Genomic DNA, 26,893 nt, shown 5'->3' with positions numbered 1-26,893 from the left:
TATCCGACAGTTCAACATCCGAGGTGACGTAGGCGTGGCTCTTCCGCCCCTTACCCCTGAACAGCGCGCAGCCGCGCTCGAAAAGGCCGCCGCGGCTCGCCGGGAGCGGGCCGAGGTCAAGAATCGACTCAAGCACTCCGGCGCCTCTCTCCACGAGGTCATCAAGCAGGGCCAGGAGAACGACGTCATCGGCAAGATGAAGGTCTCCGCCCTGCTCGAGTCGCTACCGGGCGTGGGCAAGGTCCGCGCCAAGCAGATCATGGAGCGTCTGGGCATCTCCGAGAGCCGCCGTGTGCGTGGTCTCGGTTCGAACCAGATCGCTTCTCTGGAGCGTGAGTTCGGCAGCACCGGTTCCTGAGTCCGGCACAGTCCGGACCGGGAGTCCCGGGCACCCCGGGATTGCTGGAATAATCGCTGCATGAGTGAACGTCCGCGGCTGACCGTGCTCTCCGGCCCCTCAGGGGTCGGCAAGAGCACGGTCGTCGCCCATATGCGCAAGGAACACCCCGAGGTCTGGCTCTCGGTGTCGGCGACGACCCGCAAGCCCCGCCCCGGCGAGAAGCACGGTGTCCACTACTTCTTCGTCACCGACGAGGAGATGGACAAGCTGATCGCCAACGGTGAGCTGCTGGAGTGGGCCGAGTTCGCCGGCAATCGCTACGGCACCCCGCGCAACGCGGTGCTGGAGCGGCTGGAGGCGGGCGAGCCGGTTCTCCTGGAGATCGATCTCCAGGGCGCCCGGCAGGTCCGCGAGTCCATGTCGGAGGCCCAGCTGGTGTTCCTGGCCCCTCCCTCCTGGGAGGAGCTCGTGCGCAGGCTCACCGGGCGTGGCACCGAGCCGCCCGCTGTGATCGAACGCCGTCTTGAGGCGGCGAAGGTCGAACTGGCGGCCGAGCCCGAGTTCGATGTGACCTTGGTCAACACCTCCGTCGAGGACGTGGCGCGCGAGCTGCTAGCCTTGATGGATGTTGTGTGATCGTGCCTGATCGTTGAGGCTTGATCATTCAGACTGATTCTTTCCCACCCATCGGAAGGCAGAGCGTGTCCTCTTCCATCACCGCGCCCGAGGGCATCATCAACCCTCCGATCGACGAGCTTCTCGAGGCCACCGACTCGAAGTACAGCCTCGTGATCTACGCGGCCAAGCGTGCGCGTCAGATCAACGCGTACTACTCGCAGCTCGGCGAGGGCCTCCTCGAGTACGTCGGTCCGCTCGTCGACACCCACGTGCACGAGAAGCCGCTCTCGATCGCGCTCCGCGAGATCAACGCGGGTCTGCTGACGTCCGAGGCCGTCGAGGGCCCCGCGCAGTAACCAGTATTTTCGGCTTTCAGCTGGCTTTCCACAGGCCCGGCAGCGCGACTGTCGGGCCTGTGGTCTGCTCGGGGCACGGGGATCGTCCCCCGCGGTGATGCAGCATGGAGTCGTCGGTTCGAGGGATGGGAGACCTGGTGGACAAGCCGAGGGTCGTGCTGGGGGTCAGCGGTGGCATCGCCGCGTACAAGGCCTGTGAGCTGTTGCGCAGACTGACGGAGTCGGGCCATGACGTACGTGTGGTGCCCACCGCCTCCGCGCTGCACTTCGTCGGTGCCGCCACCTGGTCCGCCCTCTCCGGCCACCCCGTCTCGACCGAGGTGTGGGACGACGTCCACGAGGTGCCTCACGTCCGCATCGGGCAGCACGCCGACCTCGTGATCGTCGCCCCGGCCACGGCCGACATGCTCGCGAAGGCGGCCCACGGCCTCGCGGACGACCTGCTCACCAACACACTCCTGACCGCCCGCTGTCCGGTCGTCTTCGCCCCCGCGATGCACACCGAGATGTGGGAGCACCCGGCCACCCAGGAGAACGTGGCGACCCTGCGCCGCCGGGGCGCGGTCGTCATCGAGCCGGCCGTCGGGCGTCTCACCGGTGTCGACACCGGCAAGGGCCGGCTGCCCGACCCGGGTGAGATCTTCGAGGTCTGCCGCCGCGTCCTCGCCCGGGGCGTCACCGAGCCGGACCTGAAGGGACGGCACGTCGTCGTCAGCGCCGGCGGCACCCGTGAGCCCCTCGACCCGGTCCGCTTCCTCGGCAACCGCTCCTCCGGCAAGCAGGGCTACGCCCTCGCCCGTACCGCCGCCGCCCGCGGCGCGCGCGTCACGCTCATCGCCGCGAACACCGGGCTGCCGGACCCGGCGGGGGTGGACATCGTCCCGGTCGGCACGGCCGTACAACTGCGTGAAGCCGTCCTGAAGGCGGCCGAGGACGCGGACGCGGTCGTCATGGCCGCCGCGGTCGCGGACTTCCGGCCGGAGACATACGCGGCCGGGAAGATCAAGAAGAAGGACGGCCAGGATCCGGAACCCATCGTTCTGGTGCGGAATCCGGACATCCTGGCGGAGATCTCGGCCGACCGGGCCCGCCCCGGACAGGTGGTCGTCGGATTCGCCGCCGAGACGGACGACGTGCTGGCCAACGGCCGTACGAAGCTCGCCCGCAAGGGGTGCGACCTTCTCGTCGTCAACGAGGTGGGGGAGCGCAAGACTTTCGGGGCGGAAGAGAACGAGGCGGTGGTGCTGGGCGCCGACGGCACCGAGACGCCGGTCCCGCACGGACCGAAGGAAGCATTGGCCGAAATCGTGTGGGACCTGGTGGCCCGGCGCATGAAGTGAATGTTTCATTCGCTCCACTGCGCTCTGTCACCTCGGTAATAGAGGCGTGGCGGGCCTGGCCAAGCCCGCTCGGGATTGGGCAGAATGCCCGTGCCGCAGGTCACAGGGCTCCCGACCAGCGAGACGGGTGAGCCTGTGACGGAGCACGACCGATAAACTGTTCTCGGACGATGCCGGGCGCAGCCCCCGAGCCCGTCCGCCCATGATCAGCCAGCAGCCGCTGCAACCCCAGGGAGCGTTGTGTCCCGTCGTCTGTTCACCTCGGAGTCTGTGACCGAGGGTCACCCCGACAAGATCGCTGACCAGATCAGCGACACCATTCTCGACGCGCTCCTGCGCGAGGACCCGACCTCTCGGGTCGCGGTCGAGACCCTGATCACGACCGGCCTGGTGCACGTGGCCGGTGAGGTCACCACCAAGGCCTACGCCCCGATCCCCCAGCTCGTACGGGACAAGATCCTCGCGATCGGTTACGACTCCTCGAAGAAGGGCTTCGACGGCGCCTCCTGCGGCGTCTCGGTGTCCATCGGCTCGCAGTCCCCGGACATCGCTCAGGGTGTCGACACCGCCTACGAGAAGCGGGTCGAGGGCGACGAGGACGAGCTCGACAAGCAGGGCGCCGGCGACCAGGGCCTGATGTTCGGTTACGCGACGGACGAGACGCCGACGCTGATGCCGCTGCCGATCTTCCTGGCGCACCGGCTGTCGAGCCGTCTGTCCGAGGTCCGCAAGAACGGGACGATCCCCTACCTGCGCCCCGACGGCAAGACGCAGGTCACCATCGAGTACGACGGCGACAAGGCCGTCCGCCTCGACACCGTCGTGGTCTCCTCGCAGCACGCCTCCGACATCGACCTGGAGTCGCTGCTCGCCCCCGACATCCGCGAGTTCGTCGTGGAGCCGGAGCTGAAGGCGCTGCTCGACGAGGGCATCAAGCTGGAGACCGAGGGCTACCGCCTTCTGGTCAACCCGACCGGCCGCTTCGAGATCGGCGGTCCGATGGGTGACGCGGGCCTGACCGGCCGCAAGATCATCATCGACACGTACGGCGGCATGGCCCGACACGGCGGCGGTGCCTTCTCCGGCAAGGACCCGTCCAAGGTGGACCGTTCGGCGGCGTACGCGATGCGCTGGGTCGCCAAGAACGTCGTCGCCGCGGGCCTCGCCTCGCGCTGCGAGGTGCAGGTCGCGTACGCGATCGGCAAGGCCGAGCCCGTCGGCCTGTTCGTCGAGACCTTCGGCACCGCCAAGGTCGACGCCGAGAAGATCGAGAAGGCCATCGACGAGGTCTTCGACCTGCGTCCGGCCGCGATCATCCGCGACCTCGACCTGCTGCGCCCGATCTACGCCCAGACCGCCGCCTACGGCCACTTCGGCCGTGAGCTGCCCGACTTCACCTGGGAGCGCACCGACCGCGTGGACGCGCTGCGTACGGCGGCGGGGCTGTAAGGCCCGGCTCCACGGCTCTTCCCGAAGCCCGGCGTCCCTTGGGGGATGCCGGGCTTCGGCGCGTTCGGGCGGCGTCGGATGTCAGTGGGGTTTGGTAAGAATGCAAGCGTGAGCAGCGAGGATGAGCAGGTCGGCGGGGGCGGCGAGGGGGCGCCGCCCGAGCAGCTTGCGTTCATTCGGGAGAGTGTGCGGAAGGCGAAGGTGCCGCGGGCGAAGCCGCGGACCTGGCGGGGGGCCGCGCTGGCCAAGGAACTGCCCGTCGCGCGGGTGCTCGTGGACAAGGGCGTGCTCCACCTCGACCGGTACTTCGACTACGCCGTGCCCGAGGAGCTCGATGCCGAGGCGCAGCCCGGGGTGCGGGTCCGGGTGCGGTTCGGGGCCGGGCGGGGCCGGGTGCGGGACGGGCGGCGTGAGGGTGGCGGGCTGATCGACGGGTTCCTCGTCGAGCGGCTGGCCGAGTCCGACTACTCCGGGCCGTTGGCCGCGCTGGCCCAGGTCGTGTCGCCCGAACCGGTGCTGGGCCAGGAGCTGTTGGCGCTCACCCGCGCTGTGGCCGACCGGTATGCCGGGAGCCTCGCCGATGTGCTGCAGCTCGCCGTGCCGCCGCGCAGCGCTCGGGCCGAGCAGCGGGCTTCGGCGGAGCCGCTTCCGCCGCCCGGGGCGCCTGAGACCGGGTCTTGGAGCCGGTACGAGCGGGGGGCCGGGTTTCTCGAAGCGCTCGCCTCGGGCGGGGCGCCTAGGGCCGTGTGGAACGCGCTGCCCGGGCCCGAGTGGTGTGACGAACTGGCGCGGGCCGTCGTCGCCACGCTGGCCTCCGGGCGCGGGGCGCTGGTCGTGGTGCCGGACGGGCGGGCCGTCGCGCGTCTCGATGCCGCGCTGACCTCCTTGCTGGGGGAGGGGCGGCATGCCGTGCTCACCGCCGACGCGGGGCCCGAGAAGCGGTACCGGGAGTGGCTGGCCGTGCGGCGGGGGGCCGTGCGGGCCGTGGTGGGGACGCGGGCGGCGATGTTCGCGCCGGTGCGGGATCTCGGGCTGGTCGCCATCTGGGACGACGGGGACGACAGCCACAGCGAGCCGCACGCGCCGCAGCCGCATGCCCGTGAGGTGCTGTTGCTGCGGGCCGCCCAGGACAAGTGCGGCTTCCTGCTGGGGAGCTGGAGCTGCACCGTGGAGGCCGCGCAACTCGTCGAGAGCGGGTGGGCCGCGCCGATCGTCGCCGCGCGTGAGCAGGTGCGGGGCGCCGCGCCGCTCGTTCGGACCGTGGGGGACGGGGATCTGGCCAGGGACGAGGCCGCGCGGGCCGCTCGGCTGCCGACCCTTGCCTGGCAGGCCGTCAGGGAGGGGCTGAAGCAGGGACCGGTGCTCGTGCAGGTTCCGCGGCGTGGGTATGTGCCTCGGATGGCGTGTGCCAACTGTCGGGCGCCCGCGCGGTGCCGGCACTGTTCCGGGCCGCTGGAGGCCCAGGAGGGCGTGGATGCCCTGCGGTGCGGGTGGTGTGCGCGTGAGGAGGGTGCCTGGCACTGTCCGGAGTGCGGCGGCTTTCGGCTGCGGGCCCAGGTCGTGGGTGCCCGGCGGACCGCGGAGGAGTTGGGGCGGGCGTTTCCCGCCGTACCGGTGCGGACCTCCGGGCGGGAGCATGTGCTGGACACCGTGCCGGGGGCGCCCGCGCTCGTCGTGAGCACGCCGGGGGCCGAACCGGTGGCCGAGGGCGGGTATGCGGCCGCGCTGCTGCTGGACGGCTGGGCCATGCTCGGGCGACCCGATCTGCGGGCCGGTGAGGACGCGTTGCGCCGGTGGATCGCCGCCGCGGCGCTCGTGCGGCCGCAGGGGGCGGGGGGCACCGTGGTCGTCGTCGCCGAGCCGACGTTGCGGCCCGTGCAGGCGCTGGTGCGGTGGGATCCCGTGGGGCATGCGGTGCGGGAGCTTTCCGAGCGGGCCGAGTTGGGGTTTCCGCCGGTGTCGCGGATGGCGGCCGTGTCGGGGGTGGGGGAGGCGGTCGCGGCGTTTCTCGCTGCTGTGGAACTGCCGGGGGAGGCGGAGGTGTTGGGGCCGGTGCCGATGGCTGTCACGGCGGTGCAGGGGCCGCGACGGGTGGGGGCGCCGCCGCCGGGGGAGCAGTGGGAGCGGGTGCTGATTCGGGTGCCGCCGGGGAAGGGGGCCGTGCTCGCGTCCGCGCTCAAGACCGCGCAGGCCGCGCGGATGGCTCGGGGGAGTGGCGAGCCGGTGGTGCGGGTGCGGATCGATCCGCCTGACATCGGGTGACGGGTTCGTGGTCCGGTGCGGGTGCGTTGTGGGGTGCGGTTGGCCCTGCGGGGCTGAGCGCCGTCGGCGGCCGGAGGCGGCCTGCGGATCGACGGCCTTGGCCGGGTGGTGCGCGGGGGTGTCCACGCATGCGGCTGCCCTCCCAGGGGTCCCGGGAGGGCATCAGGTGGGTGTGGGTCAGCCGTTGCGGGGGCCGGGGAAGGCGGTGGGGCGTACCTCTTCGCGGAGGGCCGGGCTGCCCGCCGTCGGCTGGGTCGGCATGGAGCGGGCCGCGGGGACCGTCGGCACCGCGGGGATACCGGTGTTGACGTTGACCGTGTGGGTGACCGGCGCCTCGGTGGTGCGCTCGGCCTCGGCGGCCGCCTGGGCCACGGCACGGCGAGCGCCGTAGCGACGGTGGACCGCCTGCTTGGTGACCCCGAGCGCGGAGCCCACCGCGTCCCACGAGAAGCCGAGCGAGCGGTCGAAGTCGACCGCGGCCGTCACCAGCGTCTCGACGCTGTCCCGCAGCTCCTGCGCGAGACGGACCGTCGGCGCGGGGGCGCGTCCGTAGACGACGAAGCCCGTGGAGGGACCGGAGCGGCGCGGGCGGTAGACGTTCCCCAACTGGGCGGTGAGCGTGCGCAGTGCGTCCACCTGCCGGCGGACCCGCTCGATGTCCCGCACCAGCAAGTGCAGGCTGGCCCGAGCCTGGGCGTCGTGGGTTGCGTGGTCGGCCATGAACAAGCCTCTCGAACCGGCGATGAAAAGGATCGGGCCGCTGCAGCGGCCCGTAGTGGTCAACTCTTTCTTGACCAACGCGTGGACGCGCCGCTGGTCACGCAGTGGGGGCGTGGCGGCATATGCGTGCGCCCCGGGAGGGGGGTTCGCGCCTCGATTGCCGCGCGGTCCACTCCGTCGGCGGTATTTCTTTCCGAGGTCATAGACTTGTGCGTTGCCCGCACACCCCCCGCCCGAGAGGCCCGAACCCACCCATGAAGCTGGTCTTCGCCGGTACCCCCGAGGTCGCCGTTCCCGCTCTGGACGCTCTCATCGCCTCCGGGCGGCACGAGGTGGCCGCCGTCGTCACGCGGCCCGACGCGCCGGCCGGGCGTGGGCGCAGGCTCGTCGCGAGCCCGGTGGCCGAGCGGGCCGCGGAGGCGGGCATCGAGGTGCTGAAGCCCCTCAAGCCGCGGGACCCGGAGTTTCTGGAGCGGCTGCGGGAGATCGCCCCCGACTGCTGCCCCGTCGTCGCCTACGGGGCGCTGCTGCCCCGAGTCGCCCTCGACATCCCCGCCCACGGCTGGGTCAACCTGCACTTCTCGCTGCTGCCCGCCTGGCGTGGGGCCGCACCCGTGCAGCACTCCATCATGGCGGGCGACGAGATCACCGGGGCCTCCACCTTCCTCATCGAGGAGGGCCTCGACTCCGGGCCCGTCTACGGCACCGTCACCGAGGAGATCCGGCACACCGACACCAGCGGCGACCTGCTGACCCGGCTCGCCTTCGCCGGCTCGGGACTGCTCGCCGCGACGATGGACGGGATCGAGGACGGCACCCTGAAGGCCGTACCGCAGCCCGCCGAGGGCATCACCCTCGCTCCGAAGATCACCGTCGAGGACGCACAGGTCGACTGGCGCACCCCGGCCCTGCGGGTCGACCGGGTCGTGCGCGGCTGCACGCCCGCCCCCGGCGCCTGGACGGTCTTCCGCGGCGAGCGGCTCAAGCTCATCCAGGTGCAGCCCGCGCCCGAGCGCGCCGACCTCGCCCCCGGACAGCTCGCCGTCGGCAAGAACAACGTCCATGTGGGCACCGGCTCCCACGGCGTGGAGCTGCTGTGGGTGCAGGCCCAGGGCAAGAAGCCGATGCGGGCCGCCGACTGGGCGCGCGGGGTGCGGATCGGCGAGAACGAGAGCCTCGGCGAGTAACGCGCGCGCGGGTGGGACGTACGCTTGGTGCGTATCCCGCCAACACATCCGGAGCACCTTTTTCGTGAGCGACCAGTCCCGTGGGCCCCGCCCGTCCGGCAAGCCCTACCGTCGGCCCAAGAAGGACCCCGTCCGCTTCCTCGCCTTCGAGGCCCTGCGGGCCGTGGACGAGCGGGACGCGTACGCCAACCTCGTGCTCCCGCCGCTGCTGCGCAAGGCGCGGGAGAAGGAGGGGCCCGACAAGTTCGACGGACGGGACGCCGCGCTGGCCACCGAACTCGTCTACGGGACGCTCCGACGCCAGGGGACGTACGACGCCGTCATCTCCGCCTGTGTCGACCGGCCGCTGCGGGAGGTCGACCCGCCGGTCCTCGACGTGCTGAGCCTCGGGGTCCATCAGCTGCTCGGGACGCGGATCCCCACGCATGCTGCGGTGTCCGCCTCCGTCGAGCTCGCGCGCGTGGTGCTCGGGGACGGGCGGGCCAAGTTCGTGAATGCCGTGCTGCGGAAGGTCGCGCAGGACGATCTGGACGGATGGATCGCGCGCGTGGCTCCGCCGTACGAGGACGACCCCGAGGAGCATCTCGCCGTCGTGCACTCGCACCCCCGCTGGGTCGTCTCGGCGCTGTGGGACTCGCTCGGCGGCCCGCGGGCCGGGATCGAGGAACTGCTGGCCGCGGACAACGAGCGGCCCGAGGTGACGCTGGTCGCCCGGCCCGGGCGGTCCGGCACCGACGAGCTGCTGCGGGAGGAGGCCGCCGTCGCCGGGCGCTGGTCGCCCTACGCCGTGCGGCTGGCCGAGGGCGGCGAGCCCGGCGCCATCGAGGCCGTACGGGAGGGTCGCGCCGGCGTGCAGGACGAGGGCAGCCAGCTCGTGGCCCTCGCGCTCGCCAACGCGCCTCTGGAGGGGCCGGACGGGAAGTGGCTCGACGGGTGTGCGGGGCCCGGCGGCAAGGCCGCGCTGCTCGCCGCGCTGGCCGCGGAGCGGGGTGCCGTACTGCTGGCCTCCGAGAAGCAGCCGCATCGGGCCGGGCTCGTGGCGAAGACGCTGCGCGGGAATCCGGGGCCGTATCAGGTGATCGCCGCGGACGGGATCAAGCCGCCGTGGCGGTCGGGCACTTTCGACCGGGTGCTGATGGATGTGCCGTGCACCGGGCTGGGGGCGCTGAGGCGGCGGCCCGAGGCGCGGTGGCGGCGGCGGCCGGAGGATCTTGAGGGCTTTGGTCCGTTGCAGCGGGGGCTGCTGAAGACCGCGCTGGACTCCGTCCGGGTCGGCGGGGTCGTGGGGTACGCGACCTGTTCGCCGCATCTCGCCGAGACGCGGGCGGTGGTCGAGGATGTGCTCAAGCAGTGGCCGGAGGCCGAGTTGATCGACGCGCGGCCGTTGCTGCCCGGTGTGCCGGCGCTCGGTGAGGGGCCGGATGTGCAGTTGTGGCCGCATGTGCATGGGACCGACGCGATGTATCTGGCGTTGATCCGTCGGACGGGGTGAGGTTCGCCTCTTCGCCGTAAGGGTGCGGGTCGTGGCGCGAGTGCCGGTGCGTTGTGGTTGGTCGCGCAGTTCCCCGCGCCCCTAAGGGCGTTGTCCCGCCGCCGATTTCTCGGCCACCTGCGTTGTCGTGGCCTCTTCTCGCGCCATCCGATGCGGCCACCACATCTTCGGGCCCACGTCCAGGAACAGGGCCGGCACCAGTACCGACCGGACGATGAACGTGTCCAGGAGGACGCCCAGCGCCACGGCGAAGCCGATCTCGGCGAAGGCGACCATGGGGAGCGTGCCGAGGGCGGCGAAGGTGCCGGCCAGCACCAGGCCCGCGGACGTGATGACCGCGCCCGTCGCCGCCAGGCCCATGACCACGCCGGGCCGGGTGCCCTGGCGGGCCGCCTCCTCGCGGATGCGGGTGGTCAGGAAGATGTTGTAGTCGATGCCGAGGGCCACCAGGAAGACGAAGACGAACAGGGGGAAGTCCGTCGTCTCTCCCGCGTAGTCGAACAGGTACCTGAACGCGAGCGCGCTGATACCCAGTGCCGCCGCGAACGACAGGATCACCGTCCCGATCAGCAGCAGTGGGGCGATCAGGGCGCGCAGCAGGCCGCACAGGATCAGCATGACGACGATCAGGACCAGCGGGATGATCAGTATGTTGTCGTGCGTGGTCGCCTCGTCCATGTCGAGCAGGGAGGCCGTACCGCCGCCGACCCGGGCGTCGGCGTCCGGTACCGCGTGGACGGCGTCCCGGACCCGTTCGACCGTCTGCTTGGCCGCCTCGCTGTCGGCCGGATCGGTCATGGTCGCCTCGAAGAGGACCTTGCCCTCGTACGACGGTTTCGTGCCCGGCGGCAGGCCCAGCGACCCGGGGGCGACGCCGTCGGTGGCGGCCACCGCCTCGCCCACCTGCCGCGCCTGCGCCTGGTTGCTGATGATGACCAGGGGATCGCCGCTGCCCGCCGGGAAGTAGCGTGCGGAGACCTCCTGGCCGACGATCGAGTCCGGTTTGCCGGTGAACGCGTCCGCGTTGCTGATGCCCTCGGCGCGCAGCTGGATCAGACCCAGCGAGCAGACGGCGAGGATCAGTGCGGTGACGCCCCACACCATGCGCGGGCGGTGGGCGATACGGCGGCCCATCCGGGCCCAGAGGCCCCGCTCGATGCGGTCGGGGTCGCCGAAGCGCGGGATGACGGGCCAGAAGATCCAGCGGCCGCAGATCACCAGCAGAGCCGGGAAGAGGGTCATCATCGCCAGCAGGGCCACCGCCACGCCGATCGCCGCCACCGGGCCGAGGCCGCTCGTCGAGTTCATCTCCGCGGCCAGCAGCACCAGCATGCTCAGGACCACGGTCGCGCCGGACGCGATCACGGCCGGGCCGGCGCGGTGCAGGGCCAGGGCCATCGCCTCGTGCCGGTCCTCGTGGTGGTGCAGTTCCTCGCGGTAGCGGGCGACGAGGAGCAGCGCGTAGTCCGTCCCCGCCCCGAAGACCAGGACCGTGAGAATGCCCGCGCTCTGGCCGTTGACCGTGAGGCCGGCGTGCTCCGCGAGCAGGTAGATGAGGGCCTGCGCGGTGAACAGGGCGGCGATGACCGAGAGCAGGGGGACCAGGATGAGAGTGGGGCTGCGATAGGTGATCAGCAGCATCACGATGACGACGCCCATCGCGGAGATCAGCAGCGTCGAGTCGATGCCTTCGAAGGCCTCGGAGAAGTCGGCGGAGGTGCCGCCCGGGCCGGTGATGTGCACGGCGAGGCCGTCGCCGCCCTCGCCGACACCGTCCCGGATGGTGTCGACCGCGGGGGCGATCTCCTCCCAGCCCTGCTCGTCCATCGTGATCGGTACGAGGATCTGGGCCGCGCGCGGATCCGTCTCGCGGTCGAAGACCGGGCCACGGGTCTCCGCGCCGCGGATGCCGTGGGCGCGCAGTTCCTTGAGCTGCCGTGCGTCCTCCGCGATCTGCGCCCGGTCCTGGGCGGTCAGACCGTCGGGACGGGCGTAGACGACGACCGCGGGGATCTGCTCGGGCCTGAAGTCCTCGGACACCTGGAGGACTTGGGTGGACTCGGCGGAGCCGGGCAGCCAGGAGGCGGCGTCGTTGTCCTGGGCGTCGGTGAGTTTCTGGGCGAAGGGCGCGGTCAGGAACAGCGCGACGACCCACAGCGCCAGAACGACCCACTTGGCGCGCCGTCCGCACACCAGATGCCCGATGCCTTGCTTCCCCGTCATGGCCACCCCCGCAGCCCCGATGCCTCACGGTCGGCCGCCCAATATGGCACGTACCGTCCCGGAACAACATCCGATGAACGGCTGAGGTCTGGACCGGCGCGAACATTCAGGGCCGGACATGGCAGGCTTGGGCTATGGCCGCGCAGATCAACCCCAGCATTCTGTCCGCAGACTTCGCTCGCCTCGCGGACGAGGCGAAGGCGGTGGAGGGAGCCGACTGGCTCCACGTCGACGTCATGGACAACCATTTCGTCCCGAACCTCACGCTCGGTGTGCCGGTCGTAGAGTCCCTCGCCCGGGCGACGGACACCCCGCTGGACTGCCATCTGATGATCGAGGCCCCCGATCGGTGGGCGCCCCAGTACGTAGAGGCGGGGGCCGGTTCCGTCACCTTCCACGTCGAGGCGGCCGCCGCTCCGGTCCGGCTCGCCCGGGAGATCCGGGCCAAGGGCGCCCGCGCGTCCATGGCGCTCAGGCCCGCGACGCCCATCGAGCCGTACGAGGACCTGCTCCCCGAGCTCGACATGCTCCTGATCATGACGGTCGAGCCGGGCTTCGGGGGACAGGCGTTCCTCGACATCATGCTCCCCAAGATTCGCCGCACCCGCGAGTTGATCAGCAAGCACGGCCTCGAACTCTGGCTCCAGGTCGACGGCGGGGTCTCGGCCTCCACCATCGAGCGGTGCGCCGACGCCGGCGCCGATGTGTTCGTCGCCGGCTCGGCCGTGTACGGGGCGTCCGACCCGGCCGAGGCGGTACGTGCATTGCGCACCCAAGCTGAGGGGGCGACCGCCAAGGCGAGCTGGGCATGCGGCCACTGAGCCACAGGAACGTGAACGGCTCCCATCAGGGCTGATCAAGTCCGCCGGATCTGCAAGGATGAACGGCGAATCCAGAGTGTGAACAGCAGTGAGGAGATGGCCGTGTCGGGTATGTCGGCGGGCCGGTCAGCCATGCGGATGGGACCCGCTGAGCTGGTGCAGGCGGCGGCCATGGCCCGCCGCTTCTACCTCGAGGGCAAGTCCAAGATCCAGATCGCCGAGGAGTTCGGCGTCAGCCGCTTCAAGGTGGCCCGGGTTCTGGAGACCGCCCTCGAGCGGGATCTCGTACGCATCGAGATCCGTGTGCCTGCCGAACTGGACGCCGAGCGCTCGGACGCGCTGCGCGCCCGGTACGGACTGAGGCATGCCGTCGTGGTGGAGTCACCGGCCGAGGCGGAGGACTCGCCCGACCCGGAGAACCTCGGGGAGACGGCCGCCGACCTGCTCGGTGAACTCGTCAACGAGGGTGACGTCCTGGGCCTGGCCTGGGGCCGGTCCACGATTCACATGGCGGCGGCCCTCGACCGGCTGCCGCCGTGCACGGTGGTGCAGCTGACGGGGGTGTACGACGCCGGGACCGCCGAGCGCGGTTCGGTGGAGGCGGTACGGCGGGCCGCGCAGGTCTCGGGCGGCGACGCCCACCCGATCTACGCCCCGATGCTGCTGCCGGACGCGGCCACCGCGGCGGCGCTGCGCAACCAGACGGGGATCGCCCGGGCCTTCGAGTACTTCGACAAGGTCACGGTCGCGTGTGTCTCCATCGGCTCCTGGGGGCCGGGTGTCTCCACGGTGTACGACATGCTCAGCGACGAGGAGCGGGCGCACTACTCCACCCTCGGCGTCGCCGCGGAGACCTCCGCGCACCTCTTCGACGCCGACGGGCGCCGCGTGGGCCGGGACCTGGGCGAGCGGTGCATCACGGTCAAGGCGGACCAGCTCCGCCGTATCCCCGAGGTCGTCGCGATCGCGGGCGGGGCACGCAAGGCGATGGCCATCGACGCCGTGCTGCGGTCCGGACTCGTCACCAGCCTGGTGACGGACACCTCGGCGGCGGACGTGCTGCTGACGGCAGGTCAGACGCCGAAGCCGGCGCTGAACCGATCCGACCCGGACGGCCCCTGACCGAAGGTCATGAGGGGGCGGCCGTGGCAGCGTGGACAGCATGCTGCTGCGGTTCGTCCCCCGGGTGCTGGCCTGTCTTCTCGTCGTCCTGCTGGCGGGGTGCACGTCGAGCGATGCCGATGAGGCCACTCCGTCCTGGGCCGCGGGCATGGCCACCGTCCAGGAGTCGCGGCTGCCCGCCCAGGCCCGCGAGACGCTCGACCTCATCGACGCCGGTGGCCCCTTCCCGTACGAGAAGGACGGCAGTGTCTTCGGGAACTTCGAGCGGCGGCTGCCCGCCCACACGCGCGGTTACTACCACGAATACACCGTCCCCACGCCGGGCTCGCGCGATCGCGGGGCCCGGCGCATTGTCACCGGGCAGGACGACGAGATCTACTACACCGATGATCACTACGACTCGTTCAGGGCGGTACTGAGATGACGGCGGTCGTGGCCACGCTGGACCTCGACGGGGTCACGGACAAGGCGAGCCTGATGGAGCGCTGTGCCCGGGACCTGCGGCTGCCGGACTACTTCGGGCGCAACTGGGACGCGCTGGCCGACGTCCTCTCCGACCCGGAACTGTGGCCCGAGGACACCGTCGGGGACAGAATTCTCGTCGTACGCAACTGGGAGCGGTACGCCGAGGCGCGGCCGGACGAGTGGGCGACCGCCCGCGAGGTGTTCGCGCAGGCGTCCGCGCTCACCGTGGCGCTCGCGCTCGGAGGATCCTCCTAACGCGCCTCTGACCAGCCTGGATGATCTGCCCGGGCATCGCATTCCGGTGGACATGGGACAATGAAGTACGTGCTCTTCCCCCTGGCTGTCCTGTCCGGGGGCCACCTCTGATCGACTGGGATGTGCAGCACGTGCGTTTCCTCAATGGCATCCAGCCCGCGTACGACCTGACGTACGACGACGTCTTCATGGTCCCGAGCCGCAGCGCGGTCGGCTCGCGTCAGGGTGTGGACCTCAGCGCCCCCGACGGCACGGGCACCACGATCCCGCTGGTCGTCGCCAACATGACCGCCATCGCCGGGCGCCGGATGGCCGAGACGATGGCCCGGCGCGGTGGCCTGGTGGTCATTCCGCAGGACATCCCGATCGAGGTCGTCACCGAGGTCGTCGCCTGGGTGAAGAGCCGCCACCACGTCCTGGACACCCCGATCGTGCTGGCCCCGCACCAGACCGTCGCCGACGCGCTGGCCCTGCTGCCCAAGCGGGCGCACAACGCCGGTGTGGTCGTCGACGAGGACGGCCGGCCCGTCGGTGTCGTCACCGACCGGGACCTGACCGGCGTCGACCGCTTCACGCAGCTCGAGGTCGTCATGTCCAAGGACCTGCTGCTGATCGACGCGGACATCGACCCGCGCGAGGCCTTCAACCGGCTCGACGCCGCCAACCGCCGCTACGCCCCCGCCGTGGACAAGGAAGGCCGGCTCGCCGGCATCCTCACCCGCAAGGGCGCCCTGCGCGCCACGCTGTACACGCCGGCCGTCGACGCGAACGGCAAGCTGCGCATCGCGGCCGCCGTCGGCATCAACGGCGATGTCGCGGGCAAGGCCAAGCAGCTGCTCGACGCGGGCGTGGACACGCTCGTCATCGACACGGCGCACGGCCACCAGGAGTCGATGATCAGCGCGATCAAGGTCGTGCGGGCGCTCGACCCGCAGGTGCCGATCGTCGCCGGCAACATCGTGGCCGCCGAGGGTGTGCGGGATCTGATCGAGGCCGGTGCCGACATCATCAAGGTCGGTGTGGGTCCCGGTGCCATGTGCACCACCCGCATGATGACCGGTGTGGGCCGGCCCCAGTTCTCGGCCGTGCTGGAGTGCGCCGCCGAGGCGAAGAAGTACGGCAAGCACGTCTGGGCCGACGGCGGTGTCCGGCACCCGCGTGACGTCGCCATGGCGCTGGCGGCCGGCGCGTCCAACGTCATGGTCGGCTCGTGGTTCGCGGGCACGTACGAGTCCCCGGGCGACCTCCAGCAGGACGCCGACGGGCGGCTCTACAAGGAGTCGTTCGGCATGGCGTCCGCGCGGGCCGTGGCCAACCGCACGTCCGACGAGTCGTCGTACGACCGGGCCCGCAAGGCGCTGTTCGAGGAGGGCATCTCCACCTCCCGGATGTTCCTCGACCCGACCCGGCCCGGTGTCGAGGACCTGATCGACTCGATCATCGCGGGCGTCCGCTCCTCCTGCACCTACGCCGGTGCGGCCTCCCTGGAGGAGTTCGCGGAGAAGGCGGTCGTGGGCATCCAGAGCGCCGCCGGCTACGCGGAGGGCAAGCCGCTGCACGCCAGCTGGTAGCTCCGCCGGTCGCGCGGTGGGGCGGGCCGTGCTCGTCGCCGTGCCGGGTGCGGGTCCGTCGGAGCCGCATGTTCGACACAGCCCCGCGCCCCTTCGGGGGCGCGGCCGGCCGCCCTGCAACGAATGCGCGCCCTCGTTCGATGAACGCAAGGATCTTGCGTGTATGCGCAAGATTGCAGCATTACGAGTGCTATGGCCCTGCTCGTAGGGTCATGCGCTGTACGTGGCGTGGCGGGGACCCCGCTCGGTGGGTTCCTGTTCGCGCAGGTGCGCCGCCGGTCCCCGCCGCGTCGAGAGACAGCGACGAAGGAGTCAGCGCGTGCTCGACCAAGGCGCACCCCCGCAACAGCGCACATCACGGTCCCCGGGAGTCGGTGCGCGTCTTGTGCGGCGCAAGCCGGTGGAACGCCTGGTCGCCGAGGGAGGCCAGGGGGAGGGCGGCAGTCTTCGGCGCTCCCTCGGGCTCTGGCAGCTGACCATGATCAGCATCGGTGCCACGCTCGGCACCGGCATCTTCGTCGTCCTCGGCGAGGCCGTGCCCAAGGCCGGTCCGGCCGTCACCCTGTCCTTCGTGATCGCGGGCCTGACGGCACTGTTCTCGGCCCTGTCCTACGCCGAACTCGCGGGCACGATCCCGGTCGCCGGGTCCTCGTACTCGTATGCGTACGCGACGATGGGCGAGCTGGTCGCCTGGGTCTGCGGCTGGTGTCTGATCCTGGAGTACGGCGTCTCGGTCGCGGCCGTCGCCGTCGGCTGGGGCGAGTACCTCAACGAACTGCTCGACGGGACCATCGGCGTCACCATCCCGGACGCCCTGTCCGCCCCGCCCGGCGACGGCGGCATCTTCAACCTGCCGGCGCTGATCGTCGTCCTCCTGGCCATGGCCTTCCTGCTCGGCGGCGCGAAGGAGTCTGCGCGCGCCAACACCGTCATGGTCGTCGTGAAGATCGCCGCGCTGGTGCTGTTCTGCGCCATCGGGGTCCAGGGCTTCCGCTCCGGCAACTACGAGAACTTCATGCCGCTCGGAATGGCGGGTGTGAGCGCGGCCGGGGCGACGCTGTTCTTCTCGTACATCGGCTTCGACGCCGCCTCCACCGCCGGTGAGGAGGCCAAGAACGCACAGCGTGACCTGCCGCGCGCGATCATGCTGTCGCTGGTCATCGTGACGGCCCTGTACGTCCTCGTCGCGGCCGTCGCCGTCGGCGCGAAGCCCTGGGAGCGCTTCGGTGACTCGGAGGCGGCGCTGGCCCAGATCATGCGCGAGGTGACCGGACAGACCTTCTGGGGGACCCTGCTGGCCGCCTGTGCCGTCATCGCCATCGCCAGCGTCGTGCTGACCGTGCTCTACGGCCAGACGCGCATCCTCTTCGCCATGTCCCGGGACGGACTCGTGCCGAAGGTGTTCTCGCGCGTGCACCCCAAAACCGGCGCGCCCCGCGCCAACACGGTCATCGTGTCCCTGTTCTGCGGTGTCCTCGCCGCCGCCATCCCCCTGGGCCAGCTCGCCGACGCCACCAGCATCGGCACGCTCTTCGCCTTCGCGCTGGTCAACATCGCCGTCGTGCTGCTGCGCCGGACCCGTCCGGACATGCCGCGCACCTTCCGGGTGCCGCTGTCCCCGGTGCTGCCCGCGCTGGGGCTCGGATTCTGTCTGTGGATGATGGGCAGCCTGTCCGCCGTCACCTGGGTGGTCTTCGGGGTCTGGATGGCCGCCGGGCTCGTGTTCTACTTCGTATACGGCTATCGCCGCTCCCGACTCGCAACACCTGAGAGCTGATCCGCCCACCGTGCTCAACGATCTCGACGAACGCATCGTCCACGCCCTCGCCGAGGACGCCCGCCGCTCCTACGCGGACATCGGGCAGATCGTCGGCCTCTCCGCGCCCGCCGTGAAACGGCGCGTGGACCGGCTCCGCGCGACCGGAGCCATCACCGGCTTCACGGTACGGGTCGACCCGTCGGCACTCGGCTGGGAGACCGAGGGGTTCGTCGAGATCTACTGCCGCCACAACACCTCGCCGGACACCATCCGGCGGGGCCTGGAGCGCTACCAGGAGGTCGTCGCCGCGTCCACCGTCACGGGGGACGCGGACGCGGTCGTCCAGGTCTTCGCCTCCGACATGCGGCACTTCGAACGGGTCCTGGAGCGGATCGCGGGGGAGCCGTTCGTGGAGCGCACCAAGTCGGTGCTGGTGCTGTCGCCGCTGCTGCGGAGGTTTTCTTCGGGGGCGCCAGGGTGAGGGGCGGTGCGGATGCGTCGTGGCTTGTCGCGCAGTTCCCCGCGCCCCTAAAGGCACCTCACCTGGTCCCACCTCCAGGGGGCGCGGAACTTACTCCGCCGTCTTCCGGGCCAGCGCGTTGTTGTCCATCGAGTTGTGCACGCTGAAGCTCACCGCGTCCGAGCGGTAGCGGTCGTCCGACCATTCCACCGGGCGCCCTTCGCGGGTCGTCGTCACCCGGCGCACGCGCAGCAGCGGACTGGTGCGGCGCACGAGCAGCAGCTCCGCGTCCTGCGCGCCCGCCGCGACCGCGTCGATGACGTGCTCGCCGTAAGCGAAGACCAACCCCCTGTCGTCGTACAGGCGTTGGGTCACCGACGGACAGTCCGGCTCGATGGGCTCGACGGCGGGGGAGATCCAGTCGGCGTACACGGTCCGCTCCAGCAACACCGGCTCGCCGTCCAGGCCGCGCACCCGCAGGACGTGCAACACCTTTGTCCCGGCGCGCAGTTGGAGACGTATCGCGTCCTCCTGGGTCGCCGGCCGGTACTCCTGTGCGACCACCCGCCCTGTCGCCTCGCGGCCCATCGCCCGGGCCCACTGCGCGAAGCTGCGCAGTTCCGCGAAGCTCTGGCTGCGACGGCTGGCGAGGACCACGCGGCGGGCGCCCTGGCGGGAGCCGATGAGGCCCTCGGCGGTCAGGGCGGCGACCGCCTGGCGGACCGTGCCGCGCGAGACGTCGTACTGGGCCGCGAGGTCCGTCTCGGCGGGGAGCCGACTGCCGACTGTGTACTCCTCGCGGTCGATCGCCCGGCGCAGTGCGTCGGCGATCTCCTCGTGTCGCGCCGGCATGCTTCCCCTCCGAGTCGACGGCTGTGCACAGCGTGACCAGCCTAGACGACATCCGGCGGGGATCCGAGGGGCGCGTGATCGTCAGGGAACGCAGGGGTCACTGTTTCGCCAGTGTTTACGGAATCGATACCGCCAGCAGCCTTACTGAGGCCAACTTGTTCAGACAAGTTATCTGACACAAGTTCTCTCGCTCCTTCGCTCCTTCGCTGCTCTGTCTTCTTCTCTCCGTTCGACTCCTGCACCCTCGCGCGTCCCCTGGAGAAGCCGTGACCGTGTCCCTGCCGAGAACCGCCGCCCTCGGCGTCCTCGCCGCCCTCGCCCTGAGCGCCTGTGGCGCCGCCCCCGAGAACTCCTCGACCACCGCCGACGGCAAGAACGCCGCCACCGCCACCTCCGCCGCCGACTTCGGCGGAATCGACGCCCTGGTGAAGGCGGCCAAGAAGGAGGGCACGCTCAACGCCATCGCGCTGCCCCGCGACTGGGCCAACTATGGCGCCCTCATCGACGGCTTCGAGAAGAAGTACGGCATCAAGGTCGCCGTCGAGAACCCCGACGGCGCCAGCCAGGACGAGATCAACGCCGTCACCTCCCGCAAGGGCCAGAACCGGGCCCCCGACGTGCTCGACCTCGGCAGCTCCTTCGCCATCAGCGCGGCCGAGCAGGGGCTGCTCGCCCCGTACAAGGTGGCGTCCTTCGCCGACATCCCCGGCGAGCAGAAGGACGCACAGGCACGCTGGTACAACGACTACGGCGGCTACATCTCCATCGGCTGCGACGCCAAGCGCGTCAAGACCTGCCCGACCACCTTCGCCGATCTCCTCAAGCCCCAGTACAAGGGCCAGGTCGCCCTCAACGGCAACCCCACCAAGTCCGGTTCGGCCTTCGGCGGCGTCTGGGCGGCCTCGCTCGCGAGCGGCGGCTCCTTCGACGACATCCAGCCCGGCCTCGACTTCTTCAAGAAGCTGAAGAGCAACGGGAACTACACGCCCGTCGAGTCGACCCCGGCCACCGTCGAGAAGGGCGAGACGCCCATCAGCATCGACTGGGACTACCTGAACGCCGGGTACGCCGAGGAGTTCAAGTCCAAGGGCGTCGACTGGACGGTGTCGGTCCCCGGCGACGGCAAGTTCTCGCAGTACTACTCCCAGGCGATCAACAAGGACGCCCCGCACCCGGCGACCGCCCGCCTGTGGCAGGAGTACCTCTACAGCGCCGAGGGCCAGAACCTGTGGCTCAAGGGATACGCCCGCCCGGCCCTGATGACCGCCATGGAGAAGGCCGGCACCCTCGACAAGACCGCCGCGGCCAAGCTGCCCGAGGTCTCCGGCACGCCGAGCTTCCCGACCGAGGCCCAGCAGAACAAGGCCAAGACGGTGCTCGGACAGGGCTGGGCGAAGGCCGTCTCCGGATGACGGCCACCGCCGTACGAGTGGACCCGGCGTCGGCCGTCGCGGTGAAGCGGCGGCGCCGGTCCCTCGGCTGGCTCGCCGTGGTCCCGCTGCTCGCCTTCACCGCGGTGGCCTTCGGCCTGCCGGCCTGGGCCATCCTGGACGGGGCGTTCACGGTGAAGACGACCGGCGGGTTCGGCACGGCCAACCTGACCGCCTCGCTGCAGGGCGCCTACCTCACCGCTCTCGTCGGCAGCGTCAAACTGTCCGCGGTGTCGGCCGTGCTGGCGGCCCTGTTCGGGCTGCCGCTCGCGCAGGCCGTGGTGACATCCCGGCACCGGGCGCTGCGCGAAGCCGTCCTCACCGCCTCCGGCGTCCTCGCGAACTTCGGCGGCGTCCCGCTGGCCTTCGCCTTCGTCGCCACCCTCGGCAACGCCGGTGTCCTGACCCGGCACCTGGGCCTCACGGACAAGGGCTGGGACCTCTACAGCTTCTGGGGACTGGTGATCGTCTACCTGTACTTCCTGATCCCGCTGATGATCCTCACCATCACCCCCGCCCTGGAGGGGCTGCGCGTCCAGTGGCGCGAGGCCGCGCAGAACAACGGGGCCACGACCACGCAGTACTGGCTCCATGTCGCCCTGCCCGTCCTCGCGCCCTCACTGCTCGGCGGGCTCGTGCTGCTCTTCGGCACCGCCTTCGCGGCGTACGCCACCGCCGCCGCGATCGTGGGCAGCTCCATTCCGCTGATCACCCTGCAGATAGCCGACGCGCTCTCCGGCAACGTGCTCGTGGGCCAGGAGAACGTGGCGCTCGCCCTCAGCCTCGACATGGTCCTCATCGCGGGCCTGGTCATGGCCGTGTACCTGCCCCTGCAACGACGGAGCGCGCGATGGCTCGCCTGAACCTGTGGCGGTGGGGCGTCTACGGCCTCGCCGGGCTGTACTTCCTGGTGCCGCTCGCCGCGTCGATCGTCTTCACCGTCGACGTGCCCGGGCAGGGCCTCACCTTCGACGCCTACACCCGGATCTTCTCCACCGACGGCTTCGTCACCAGCCTGCTGCTCTCGCTGGAACTGGCCCTCGCGACGATCGTCATCGTGCTGCTCCTGATGGTGCCCGCGACGGTGGCCCTGCGGCTGGGGTCGCCCCGGCTGCGGCCGGTTGTCGAGGTGGTGTGCCAACTGCCGCTGGTGGTACCGCCGATCGCGCTCGTCGCCGGCATCATCACGGTCCTGAAGTGGGGGCCCGAACACCTCTCCCGCACCCCGCTGTTCCAGACGTTCGTGGCGATCCAGAACCCCGACTTCCCCGTCATCCTGGTCCTCGCGTACGTCGTGATGGCCCTGCCGTTCGTGCATCGCGCCCTGGACGCCGGGCTGCGCGCGGTCGACGTCCGCACCCTCGTCGAGGCCGCCCGCAGCTGCGGGGCGAGCTGGCCGCAGGCGCTGGTCCGGGCCGTACTGCCCAATCTGCGGGGCGCCCTCCTCAACTCCTCCTTCCTCACGCTGGCGTTGGTGCTCGGTGAGTTCACGGTCGCCCAGCTGCTCGGCTTCCAGCCCTTCGCCGTGTGGATCGTGAACGTCAGCGGCTCGCAGGCCCAGCTCTCCGTCGCCGTGTCCGTGCTCAGTCTGCTCGTGACGTGGGTGCTGCTCCTCGTCCTGGCCGGCTTCGGCGGACGCGCCCGTACTACTTCCCGGGGATGACCATGAAGACGCTCGAGAAAGCGGCCACCGTCGAATTCCGGGGCCTGCGCAGGGAGTTCGGTCCCACCGTCGCCCTCGACGGACTCGACCTGACCGTCCGGCCCGGTGAGCTCCTGGCCCTGCTCGGCCCGTCCGGCTGCGGCAAGACCACCGCTCTGCGCATGCTCGCGGGCTTCGAACACCCCGACTCCGGCGAGGTGCTGGTGGACGGCGAGGACGTCACCCGGGTGCCGGCCCACCGCCGTGACGCGGGGATGGTCTTCCAGTCGTACAGCCTCTTCCCGCATCTCGACGCGGTCGACAACGTGGCCTTCGGGCTGCGGATGCGGAAGGTGCGTCCGGCCGAACGACGGTCGCGTGCGACGGAGTTGCTGGAACTGGTCGGTCTCGCCGACAAGGGCGGGCGCTACCCGCACGAGCTCTCCGGCGGCCAGCAGCAGCGCGTCGCCCTGGCCCGGGCGCTCGCCCTGCGGCCACGGGTGCTCCTCCTCGACGAGCCGCTGTCGGCACTCGACGCCAAGGTGCGCCTCTCCCTGCGCGAGGAGATCCGGCGGCTCCAGCAGGAGCTCGGGATCACCACGCTCTTCGTGACCCACGACCAGGAGGAGGCCCTGTCGATGGCGGACCGGGTCGCGGTGATGCACGCCGGGCGGCTCGAACAGTGCGCGGCCCCGGCCGAGTTGTACGGCCGTCCGGCCACCGCCTTCGTCGCCGAGTTCGTCGGGACGATGAGCCGGATACCGGGACGGCTGGCCGACGGATCCGTCGATGTGCTCGGGCAGCGGCTGCCCGTGGACGGCCCGGTGCCCCCGGCGACCGAGGTGGACGTGCTGGTGCGGCCCGAGGCCGTACGCGTGCGGGCCGACGACGAGGGAAAGGCGAGCGTCGTCGCCACCTCCTTCCTGGGCGCCGCCGTCCGTGTCACCGTCCGGCTCGCCGACGGCACCGACGTGAAGGCCGACCTGCCCGCCCACGAGGCCGCCGGGCTCGGGGCGGGGGCCGCGGTGAGCGTGACCTTGCCGCAGCGGCCGGTGCTCGTCGCCGAGCGGAGCGCGCCGTGAGCCGACTCCCGCTCCAGGCCGTCCTGTTCGACATGGACGGCACGCTCGTCGACACCGAGCGGCTGTGGTGGGAGGCGGTGGAGGAGGTGGCAGGGCGGACCCTGACCGAGGCGGACCAGCCGGAGGTGCTCGGCCGCGCGGTCGAGGACACCGCCGCCTGGCTGTCCGCGGCCACGGGCACCCCGGCCGCCGATCTGGCCGACGCGCTCCACCGGGAGTTCGCCGACCGCGTCCGCACCGGCATAGTGCCCCGCCCCGGCGCGCTCGACCTGCTGGGTGCCCTGGCCCGCGAGGGGGTGCCCACGGCCCTGGTGACCGCGTCCCCGAGGGCGGTCGCCGACACGGTGCTCGAAGCGCTGGGCGCCGAGCGTTTCGCCGTCTCCGTGACCGCCGACGACACACCCCGCACCAAGCCGGCGCCCGATCCCTACCTCGCCGCCTGCCGGGCCCTGGGAGTCGACCCCGCCGCCTGTGTGGCCGTCGAGGACACGGAGACCGGGGTCGCCTCCGCCGAGGCCGCCGGGTGCGCGGTGCTCGCGGTGCCCTCCCTCGCGCCGATCGGGGCCGCGCCGGGCCGGACCGTCCTGGCCGGCCTGGAGGGGGTCACCGTCGACCGGCTCCGCTCCCTGCTGCCGTACCGGCTCCGCGTCATGACCTGGAACCTCTGGTACGGCGGCACCGAGGTCCACGACCATCGGGCCAAACAGCTCAAGGTCATCGCCGAGACCGAGGTGGATGTGGTCGGTCTCCAGGAGACGTACGGCACCGCCGCGCAGGAGCTCGCCGAGGCCCTCGGCTGGTACCACCACCGGGCCGGGGTGAACCTCGGCATCATCAGCCGCCACCCGATCACGGACACCTTCGGGGACCCGGAGGTCGGCTTCTACGGCGCGGCGGGTGTCCGGGTCCGCGTCGCCGAGGGTGCCGAGGCGGACGTGTGGACGGTCCACCTGGACTACGAGTCGTACGGGCCCTACGTGCCGTCGGCCGCCCACGAGGGGGTGCGGCTCGCACAGATGAGGGACGCGCTGAGCAGGATCGACGAGACCGTGCCCGTCGCCCTCGTCGGTGACTTCAACACGCCCTCGCACCTGGACTGGCCGGACATCGAGTGGCCGGTCACGAAGGCGGCCGAGGAAGCGGGCTTCGCCGACTCCTACCGTCAGGCCCATCCCGACCCCGTGGCCGACCCCGGTCACACCTGGTCGCCGGTCCAGGCCGCGCCGGAGCCGCAGGACCGGATCGACTTCGTTCTGCACCGGGGGCTGCGGGTGCTCGACTCCCGGACCTACGTCAGCGGCACCCCCCGGACCTGGCCGGATGTCCAGGACAACGACTGGCCGTCCGACCACGCGGCGGTGATCACCACATTTTCGCTGGGCAGCGGGGCCGGGACTGTCTAGCATCGGTGTCATGACCTGGCGACATTGATCCACCAGCCGCGCCTCCCGAGGGCCGCCTCGGACGCCGTACCCACGACGTCCGAACCGCCCTTCCGGGAAGGCCTCATGACACTCTCACCCACACGTGTGTCCACGACCGGCATCCGCCGGCTGACGACCACGCTGTACGGCTACGCGTTCCTCGACGACTTCGTCCTGCTCTACCCGGTGTACGCGCTGCTCTTCGCCGACACCGGGATGTCGCTGTGGCAGATCTCCTCCCTGTTCGCCCTGTGGTCGGTCACCGCCGTCGTGCTGGAGGTCCCCTCCGGCGCCCTGGCCGACGCGGTCTCCCGACGGCTGCTGCTGTGGACCGGCCCGCTGTTCAACGCGGCCGGCTTCGCCCTGTGGGTGATCGTCCCCGCGTACTGGGCCTTCGCGCTCGGGTTCGTCCTGTGGGGCATCGGCGGAGCACTGTGCTCCGGTTCCTTCGAGGCGCTGGCCTACGACGAGCTGGACCGGCTCGGCGCCGCCGACCGGTACGCGCGCGTGATGGGACGGGTGCGCGCGGCGCGGCTGGCGGCCACCATGGCGGCGATCGGTCTCGCCGGGCCGGTGTTCGCGCTGGGCGGCTACCCGCTGGTGGGCGCGGGCAGTGTGCTGGCCTGTCTGCTGGCCGCCGCGGTGGCGGCCCGGCTGCCGGAGCACCGGACGCGGCCGGAGACCGGGGGCGACGGCTGGTGGACGACCCTGCGGACCGGACTCGCCGTGGTCCGCGAGGACCGTTCCGTACGCGGCGCCCTGCTGCTGGTCCCCGCCGTCGCCGCGGTGTGGGGCGCGCTCGACGAGTACACGCCTCTGCTGGCCCGCGACACCGGTGTGGCGGAGACGACGGTGCCCTACCTGATCCTTCTCGTGTGGACGCTCGTCACGGCGGCGAGCCTGCTGACCGGGCCGGCCGAACGCCTCGGCACCACCGGGACGGCATGGCTGCTGGCGGGCTCCGCGCTCGCGATGGCCGCCGGTGCCGCGTCCGGGACCCCGGCCGGCATCGCGCTCGTCGGTCTCGCCTTCGGCGGGTTCCAGCTGGCCGAGGTGCTCGCCGACGTCCGCCTCCAGCACCGTATCGACGAGTCCCGCCGGGCCACCCTCACCTCCGTCGCGAGCCTGGGCACGGAGCTGGTCACGGTCGCCACCTTCGGTGCGTACGCGCTGCTGGGCACGACCGCGGCCCACGGCACGGTCTTCGCGGTGCTGGCGGTGCCGTACCTGGTGACGGCGCTGGTGCTGGCTAGAAGTCGGGCCGCCACGGCACGACCGTGAAGTCCCCCGTCCCCTTCTCGACCTTCTCGAACGGGGCGGAGCTGACGCACTTCGGCAGGTCCTCGGGGCCCAGGTCCTCGGTCGTCGCCCAGCTGTACCCGAGCCGGTCGCGGCGGCCGAGGTCGTGCACCGTGACGCCGACCCGGGTGCCCTTCGCGCCCGGCAGGTCCGAGTCGGTGACGATGCCGGAGACGACGGCCACCTTGCCGCCGGTGACCAGACAGTCGACCTTCGCCTTCGCCCAGGCGCCCTCGCCCTTCAGGTAGTGGCTCCACTCGAAGGTGCCGGTCGCCCTCATCGGGTCGGCCCTGTCCTCGGCGGCGAGGTGCGCGTCGAAGGAGAAGGTGATGTCGTCGCCGGCGGTGCGGTGCAGCTTGGCGGTGCCGGTGAGGGCGGCGCCCTCGCGGGGTTTCGGAGGGGAGGCGGGAGCGGAGGCCGCGGCTCCGGTGAGTCCGGCGGTGAGGAGGAGCGTGGCGCCGAGCACGCCGATCTTCGTACTACGGTTCATGACGGTCCTTTCCGCGGGCGAACGGGACGGTCACCACTGTCCCGAGGCCCCGCTCCCGCCGCGTCGCGCCAGGGTCGGCATCCCCGCTACGCCGCCAGACTGGTCCGCCCCGCACCGCGTACGCCTCCAGGTGGACGGAAGGGTGCGCAACGAATCGCCGCCCCGCCCCGCACGGACGCAACAAATCGCTTACCGGCACGCAACGGCTCCTTCTTGTCCGCCCTGGTCAGCCCG

General features: G+C 71.3%; 25 protein-coding genes. 21 read left to right on the top strand and 4 right to left on the bottom strand.

Features of this window, described 5'->3' with window-relative positions; translation table 11 throughout:
• Window positions 1-34 precede the first annotated feature (34 nt).
• From OG381_RS10665 to OG381_RS10640, 6 genes are all read left to right on the top strand, one after another.
• Entirely contained in the window at window positions 35-358 is a 324-nt protein-coding gene (locus tag OG381_RS10665) for an integration host factor (RefSeq protein WP_003977346.1), read from the top strand.
• A 60-nt stretch (window positions 359-418) separates the two neighbouring features.
• Window positions 419-976: a guanylate kinase gene (gene gmk, locus OG381_RS10660; protein WP_327715882.1), complete on the top strand. Its 558-nt coding sequence runs from the start codon at window positions 419-421 to the stop codon at window positions 974-976.
• A gap of 65 nt (window positions 977-1,041) precedes the next feature.
• A complete protein-coding gene (rpoZ, locus tag OG381_RS10655; protein ID WP_003982715.1) occupies window positions 1,042-1,314 on the top strand; it encodes a DNA-directed RNA polymerase subunit omega in 273 nt (90 codons plus the stop codon).
• 137 nt (window positions 1,315-1,451) lie between these two features.
• Window positions 1,452-2,654 (top strand): bifunctional phosphopantothenoylcysteine decarboxylase/phosphopantothenate--cysteine ligase CoaBC, encoded by a 1,203-nt coding sequence (gene coaBC / locus OG381_RS10650; protein WP_327715881.1) that lies wholly within the window; start codon window positions 1,452-1,454, stop codon window positions 2,652-2,654.
• A 240-nt stretch (window positions 2,655-2,894) separates the two neighbouring features.
• Window positions 2,895-4,103: a methionine adenosyltransferase gene (metK, locus tag OG381_RS10645; protein ID WP_327715880.1), complete on the top strand. Its 1,209-nt coding sequence runs from the start codon at window positions 2,895-2,897 to the stop codon at window positions 4,101-4,103.
• Between the two features lie 108 nt (window positions 4,104-4,211).
• Window positions 4,212-6,365 carry a primosomal protein N' gene (locus OG381_RS10640; protein WP_327715879.1) on the top strand — a complete coding sequence of 718 codons (2,154 nt, stop codon included), beginning with the start codon at window positions 4,212-4,214 and terminating at the stop codon, window positions 6,363-6,365.
• A gap of 177 nt (window positions 6,366-6,542) precedes the next feature.
• On the opposite strand, the gene OG381_RS10635 is transcribed toward OG381_RS10640, so the two are convergent.
• Complete coding sequence (locus OG381_RS10635) at window positions 6,543-7,085, bottom strand: hypothetical protein (protein ID WP_327715878.1); 543 nt, start codon at window positions 7,083-7,085, stop codon at window positions 6,543-6,545.
• Window positions 7,086-7,339: 254 nt separating this feature from the next.
• Here OG381_RS10635 and fmt point away from each other — a divergent pair, with 254 nt between their 5' ends.
• Both fmt and OG381_RS10625 read left to right on the top strand, forming a co-directional pair.
• Window positions 7,340-8,272: a methionyl-tRNA formyltransferase gene (gene fmt / locus OG381_RS10630; protein ID WP_327715877.1), complete on the top strand. Its 933-nt coding sequence runs from the start codon at window positions 7,340-7,342 to the stop codon at window positions 8,270-8,272.
• 64 nt (window positions 8,273-8,336) lie between these two features.
• A complete protein-coding gene (locus OG381_RS10625; RefSeq protein ID WP_327715876.1) occupies window positions 8,337-9,764 on the top strand; it encodes an RsmB/NOP family class I SAM-dependent RNA methyltransferase in 1,428 nt (475 codons plus the stop codon).
• An 81-nt stretch (window positions 9,765-9,845) separates the two neighbouring features.
• On the opposite strand, the gene OG381_RS10620 is transcribed toward OG381_RS10625, so the two are convergent.
• The gene (locus tag OG381_RS10620; protein WP_327715875.1) at window positions 9,846-11,987 is read right to left on the bottom strand and encodes an MMPL family transporter; all 2,142 of its coding nucleotides are present in this window, start codon (window positions 11,985-11,987) and stop codon (window positions 9,846-9,848) included.
• 134 nt (window positions 11,988-12,121) lie between these two features.
• Here OG381_RS10620 and rpe point away from each other — a divergent pair, with 134 nt between their 5' ends.
• The 7 genes from rpe to OG381_RS10585 all read left to right on the top strand — a co-directional run bounded on the left by rpe (window position 12,122) and on the right by OG381_RS10585 (window position 18,461).
• A complete protein-coding gene (gene rpe / locus OG381_RS10615) occupies window positions 12,122-12,808 on the top strand; it encodes a ribulose-phosphate 3-epimerase (protein WP_307033322.1) in 687 nt (228 codons plus the stop codon).
• A 78-nt stretch (window positions 12,809-12,886) separates the two neighbouring features.
• Complete coding sequence (locus OG381_RS10610) at window positions 12,887-13,930, top strand: sugar-binding transcriptional regulator (protein WP_327715874.1); 1,044 nt, start codon at window positions 12,887-12,889, stop codon at window positions 13,928-13,930.
• A gap of 40 nt (window positions 13,931-13,970) precedes the next feature.
• Complete coding sequence (locus OG381_RS10605) at window positions 13,971-14,354, top strand: ribonuclease domain-containing protein (RefSeq protein ID WP_327722434.1); 384 nt, start codon at window positions 13,971-13,973, stop codon at window positions 14,352-14,354.
• Window positions 14,351-14,650, top strand: coding sequence for a barstar family protein (locus OG381_RS10600; RefSeq protein ID WP_327715873.1), 300 nt, complete (start codon window positions 14,351-14,353; stop codon window positions 14,648-14,650). The genes OG381_RS10605 and OG381_RS10600 overlap by 4 nt, the downstream gene beginning before the upstream one ends.
• Window positions 14,651-14,781: 131 nt before the next feature.
• The gene (locus tag OG381_RS10595; protein WP_327715872.1) at window positions 14,782-16,221 is read left to right on the top strand and encodes a GuaB1 family IMP dehydrogenase-related protein; all 1,440 of its coding nucleotides are present in this window, start codon (window positions 14,782-14,784) and stop codon (window positions 16,219-16,221) included.
• Between the two features lie 319 nt (window positions 16,222-16,540).
• Complete coding sequence (locus OG381_RS10590; protein WP_327715871.1) at window positions 16,541-17,998, top strand: amino acid permease; 1,458 nt, start codon at window positions 16,541-16,543, stop codon at window positions 17,996-17,998.
• 10 nt (window positions 17,999-18,008) lie between these two features.
• Complete coding sequence (locus OG381_RS10585) at window positions 18,009-18,461, top strand: Lrp/AsnC family transcriptional regulator (RefSeq protein WP_046260034.1); 453 nt, start codon at window positions 18,009-18,011, stop codon at window positions 18,459-18,461.
• A 90-nt stretch (window positions 18,462-18,551) separates the two neighbouring features.
• On the opposite strand, the gene OG381_RS10580 is transcribed toward OG381_RS10585, so the two are convergent.
• Window positions 18,552-19,292, bottom strand: a complete 741-nt coding sequence (locus OG381_RS10580; protein ID WP_327715870.1) for a GntR family transcriptional regulator — start codon at window positions 19,290-19,292, stop codon at window positions 18,552-18,554.
• Window positions 19,293-19,558: 266 nt separating this feature from the next.
• Between OG381_RS10580 and OG381_RS10575 the strand changes: the two genes are divergently transcribed.
• The 6 genes from OG381_RS10575 (at window position 19,559) to OG381_RS10550 (ending at window position 26,151) form a co-directional block, all read left to right on the top strand.
• A complete protein-coding gene (locus tag OG381_RS10575; protein WP_327715869.1) occupies window positions 19,559-20,704 on the top strand; it encodes an ABC transporter substrate-binding protein in 1,146 nt (381 codons plus the stop codon).
• The gene (locus OG381_RS10570; protein WP_327715868.1) at window positions 20,701-21,585 is read left to right on the top strand and encodes an ABC transporter permease; all 885 of its coding nucleotides are present in this window, start codon (window positions 20,701-20,703) and stop codon (window positions 21,583-21,585) included. The genes OG381_RS10575 and OG381_RS10570 overlap by 4 nt, the downstream gene beginning before the upstream one ends.
• Entirely contained in the window at window positions 21,573-22,385 is an 813-nt protein-coding gene (locus OG381_RS10565; protein ID WP_327715867.1) for an ABC transporter permease, read from the top strand. The genes OG381_RS10570 and OG381_RS10565 overlap by 13 nt, the downstream gene beginning before the upstream one ends.
• A gap of 2 nt (window positions 22,386-22,387) precedes the next feature.
• Window positions 22,388-23,446: an ABC transporter ATP-binding protein gene (locus tag OG381_RS10560; protein WP_327715866.1), complete on the top strand. Its 1,059-nt coding sequence runs from the start codon at window positions 22,388-22,390 to the stop codon at window positions 23,444-23,446.
• On the top strand, window positions 23,443-24,849 hold the full coding sequence (locus tag OG381_RS10555) for an HAD-IA family hydrolase (protein ID WP_327715865.1): 1,407 nt from the start codon (window positions 23,443-23,445) through the stop codon (window positions 24,847-24,849). The genes OG381_RS10560 and OG381_RS10555 overlap by 4 nt, the downstream gene beginning before the upstream one ends.
• Window positions 24,850-24,954: 105 nt before the next feature.
• Window positions 24,955-26,151, top strand: a complete 1,197-nt coding sequence (locus OG381_RS10550) for an MFS transporter (RefSeq protein WP_327715864.1) — start codon at window positions 24,955-24,957, stop codon at window positions 26,149-26,151.
• On the opposite strand, the gene OG381_RS10545 is transcribed toward OG381_RS10550, so the two are convergent.
• Complete coding sequence (locus OG381_RS10545; RefSeq protein ID WP_327715863.1) at window positions 26,120-26,659, bottom strand: Repetin; 540 nt, start codon at window positions 26,657-26,659, stop codon at window positions 26,120-26,122. The genes OG381_RS10550 and OG381_RS10545 overlap by 32 nt on opposite strands.
• Window positions 26,660-26,893 lie beyond the last annotated feature (234 nt).

Source organism: Streptomyces sp. NBC_00490 (assembly GCF_036013645.1).
GTDB classification, from domain to species: Bacteria; Actinomycetota; Actinomycetes; order Streptomycetales; family Streptomycetaceae; genus Streptomyces; species Streptomyces canus_F.
Note: the sequence above shows the minus strand (reverse complement) of the source record. Positions and strands in the feature narration are given on the sequence as shown.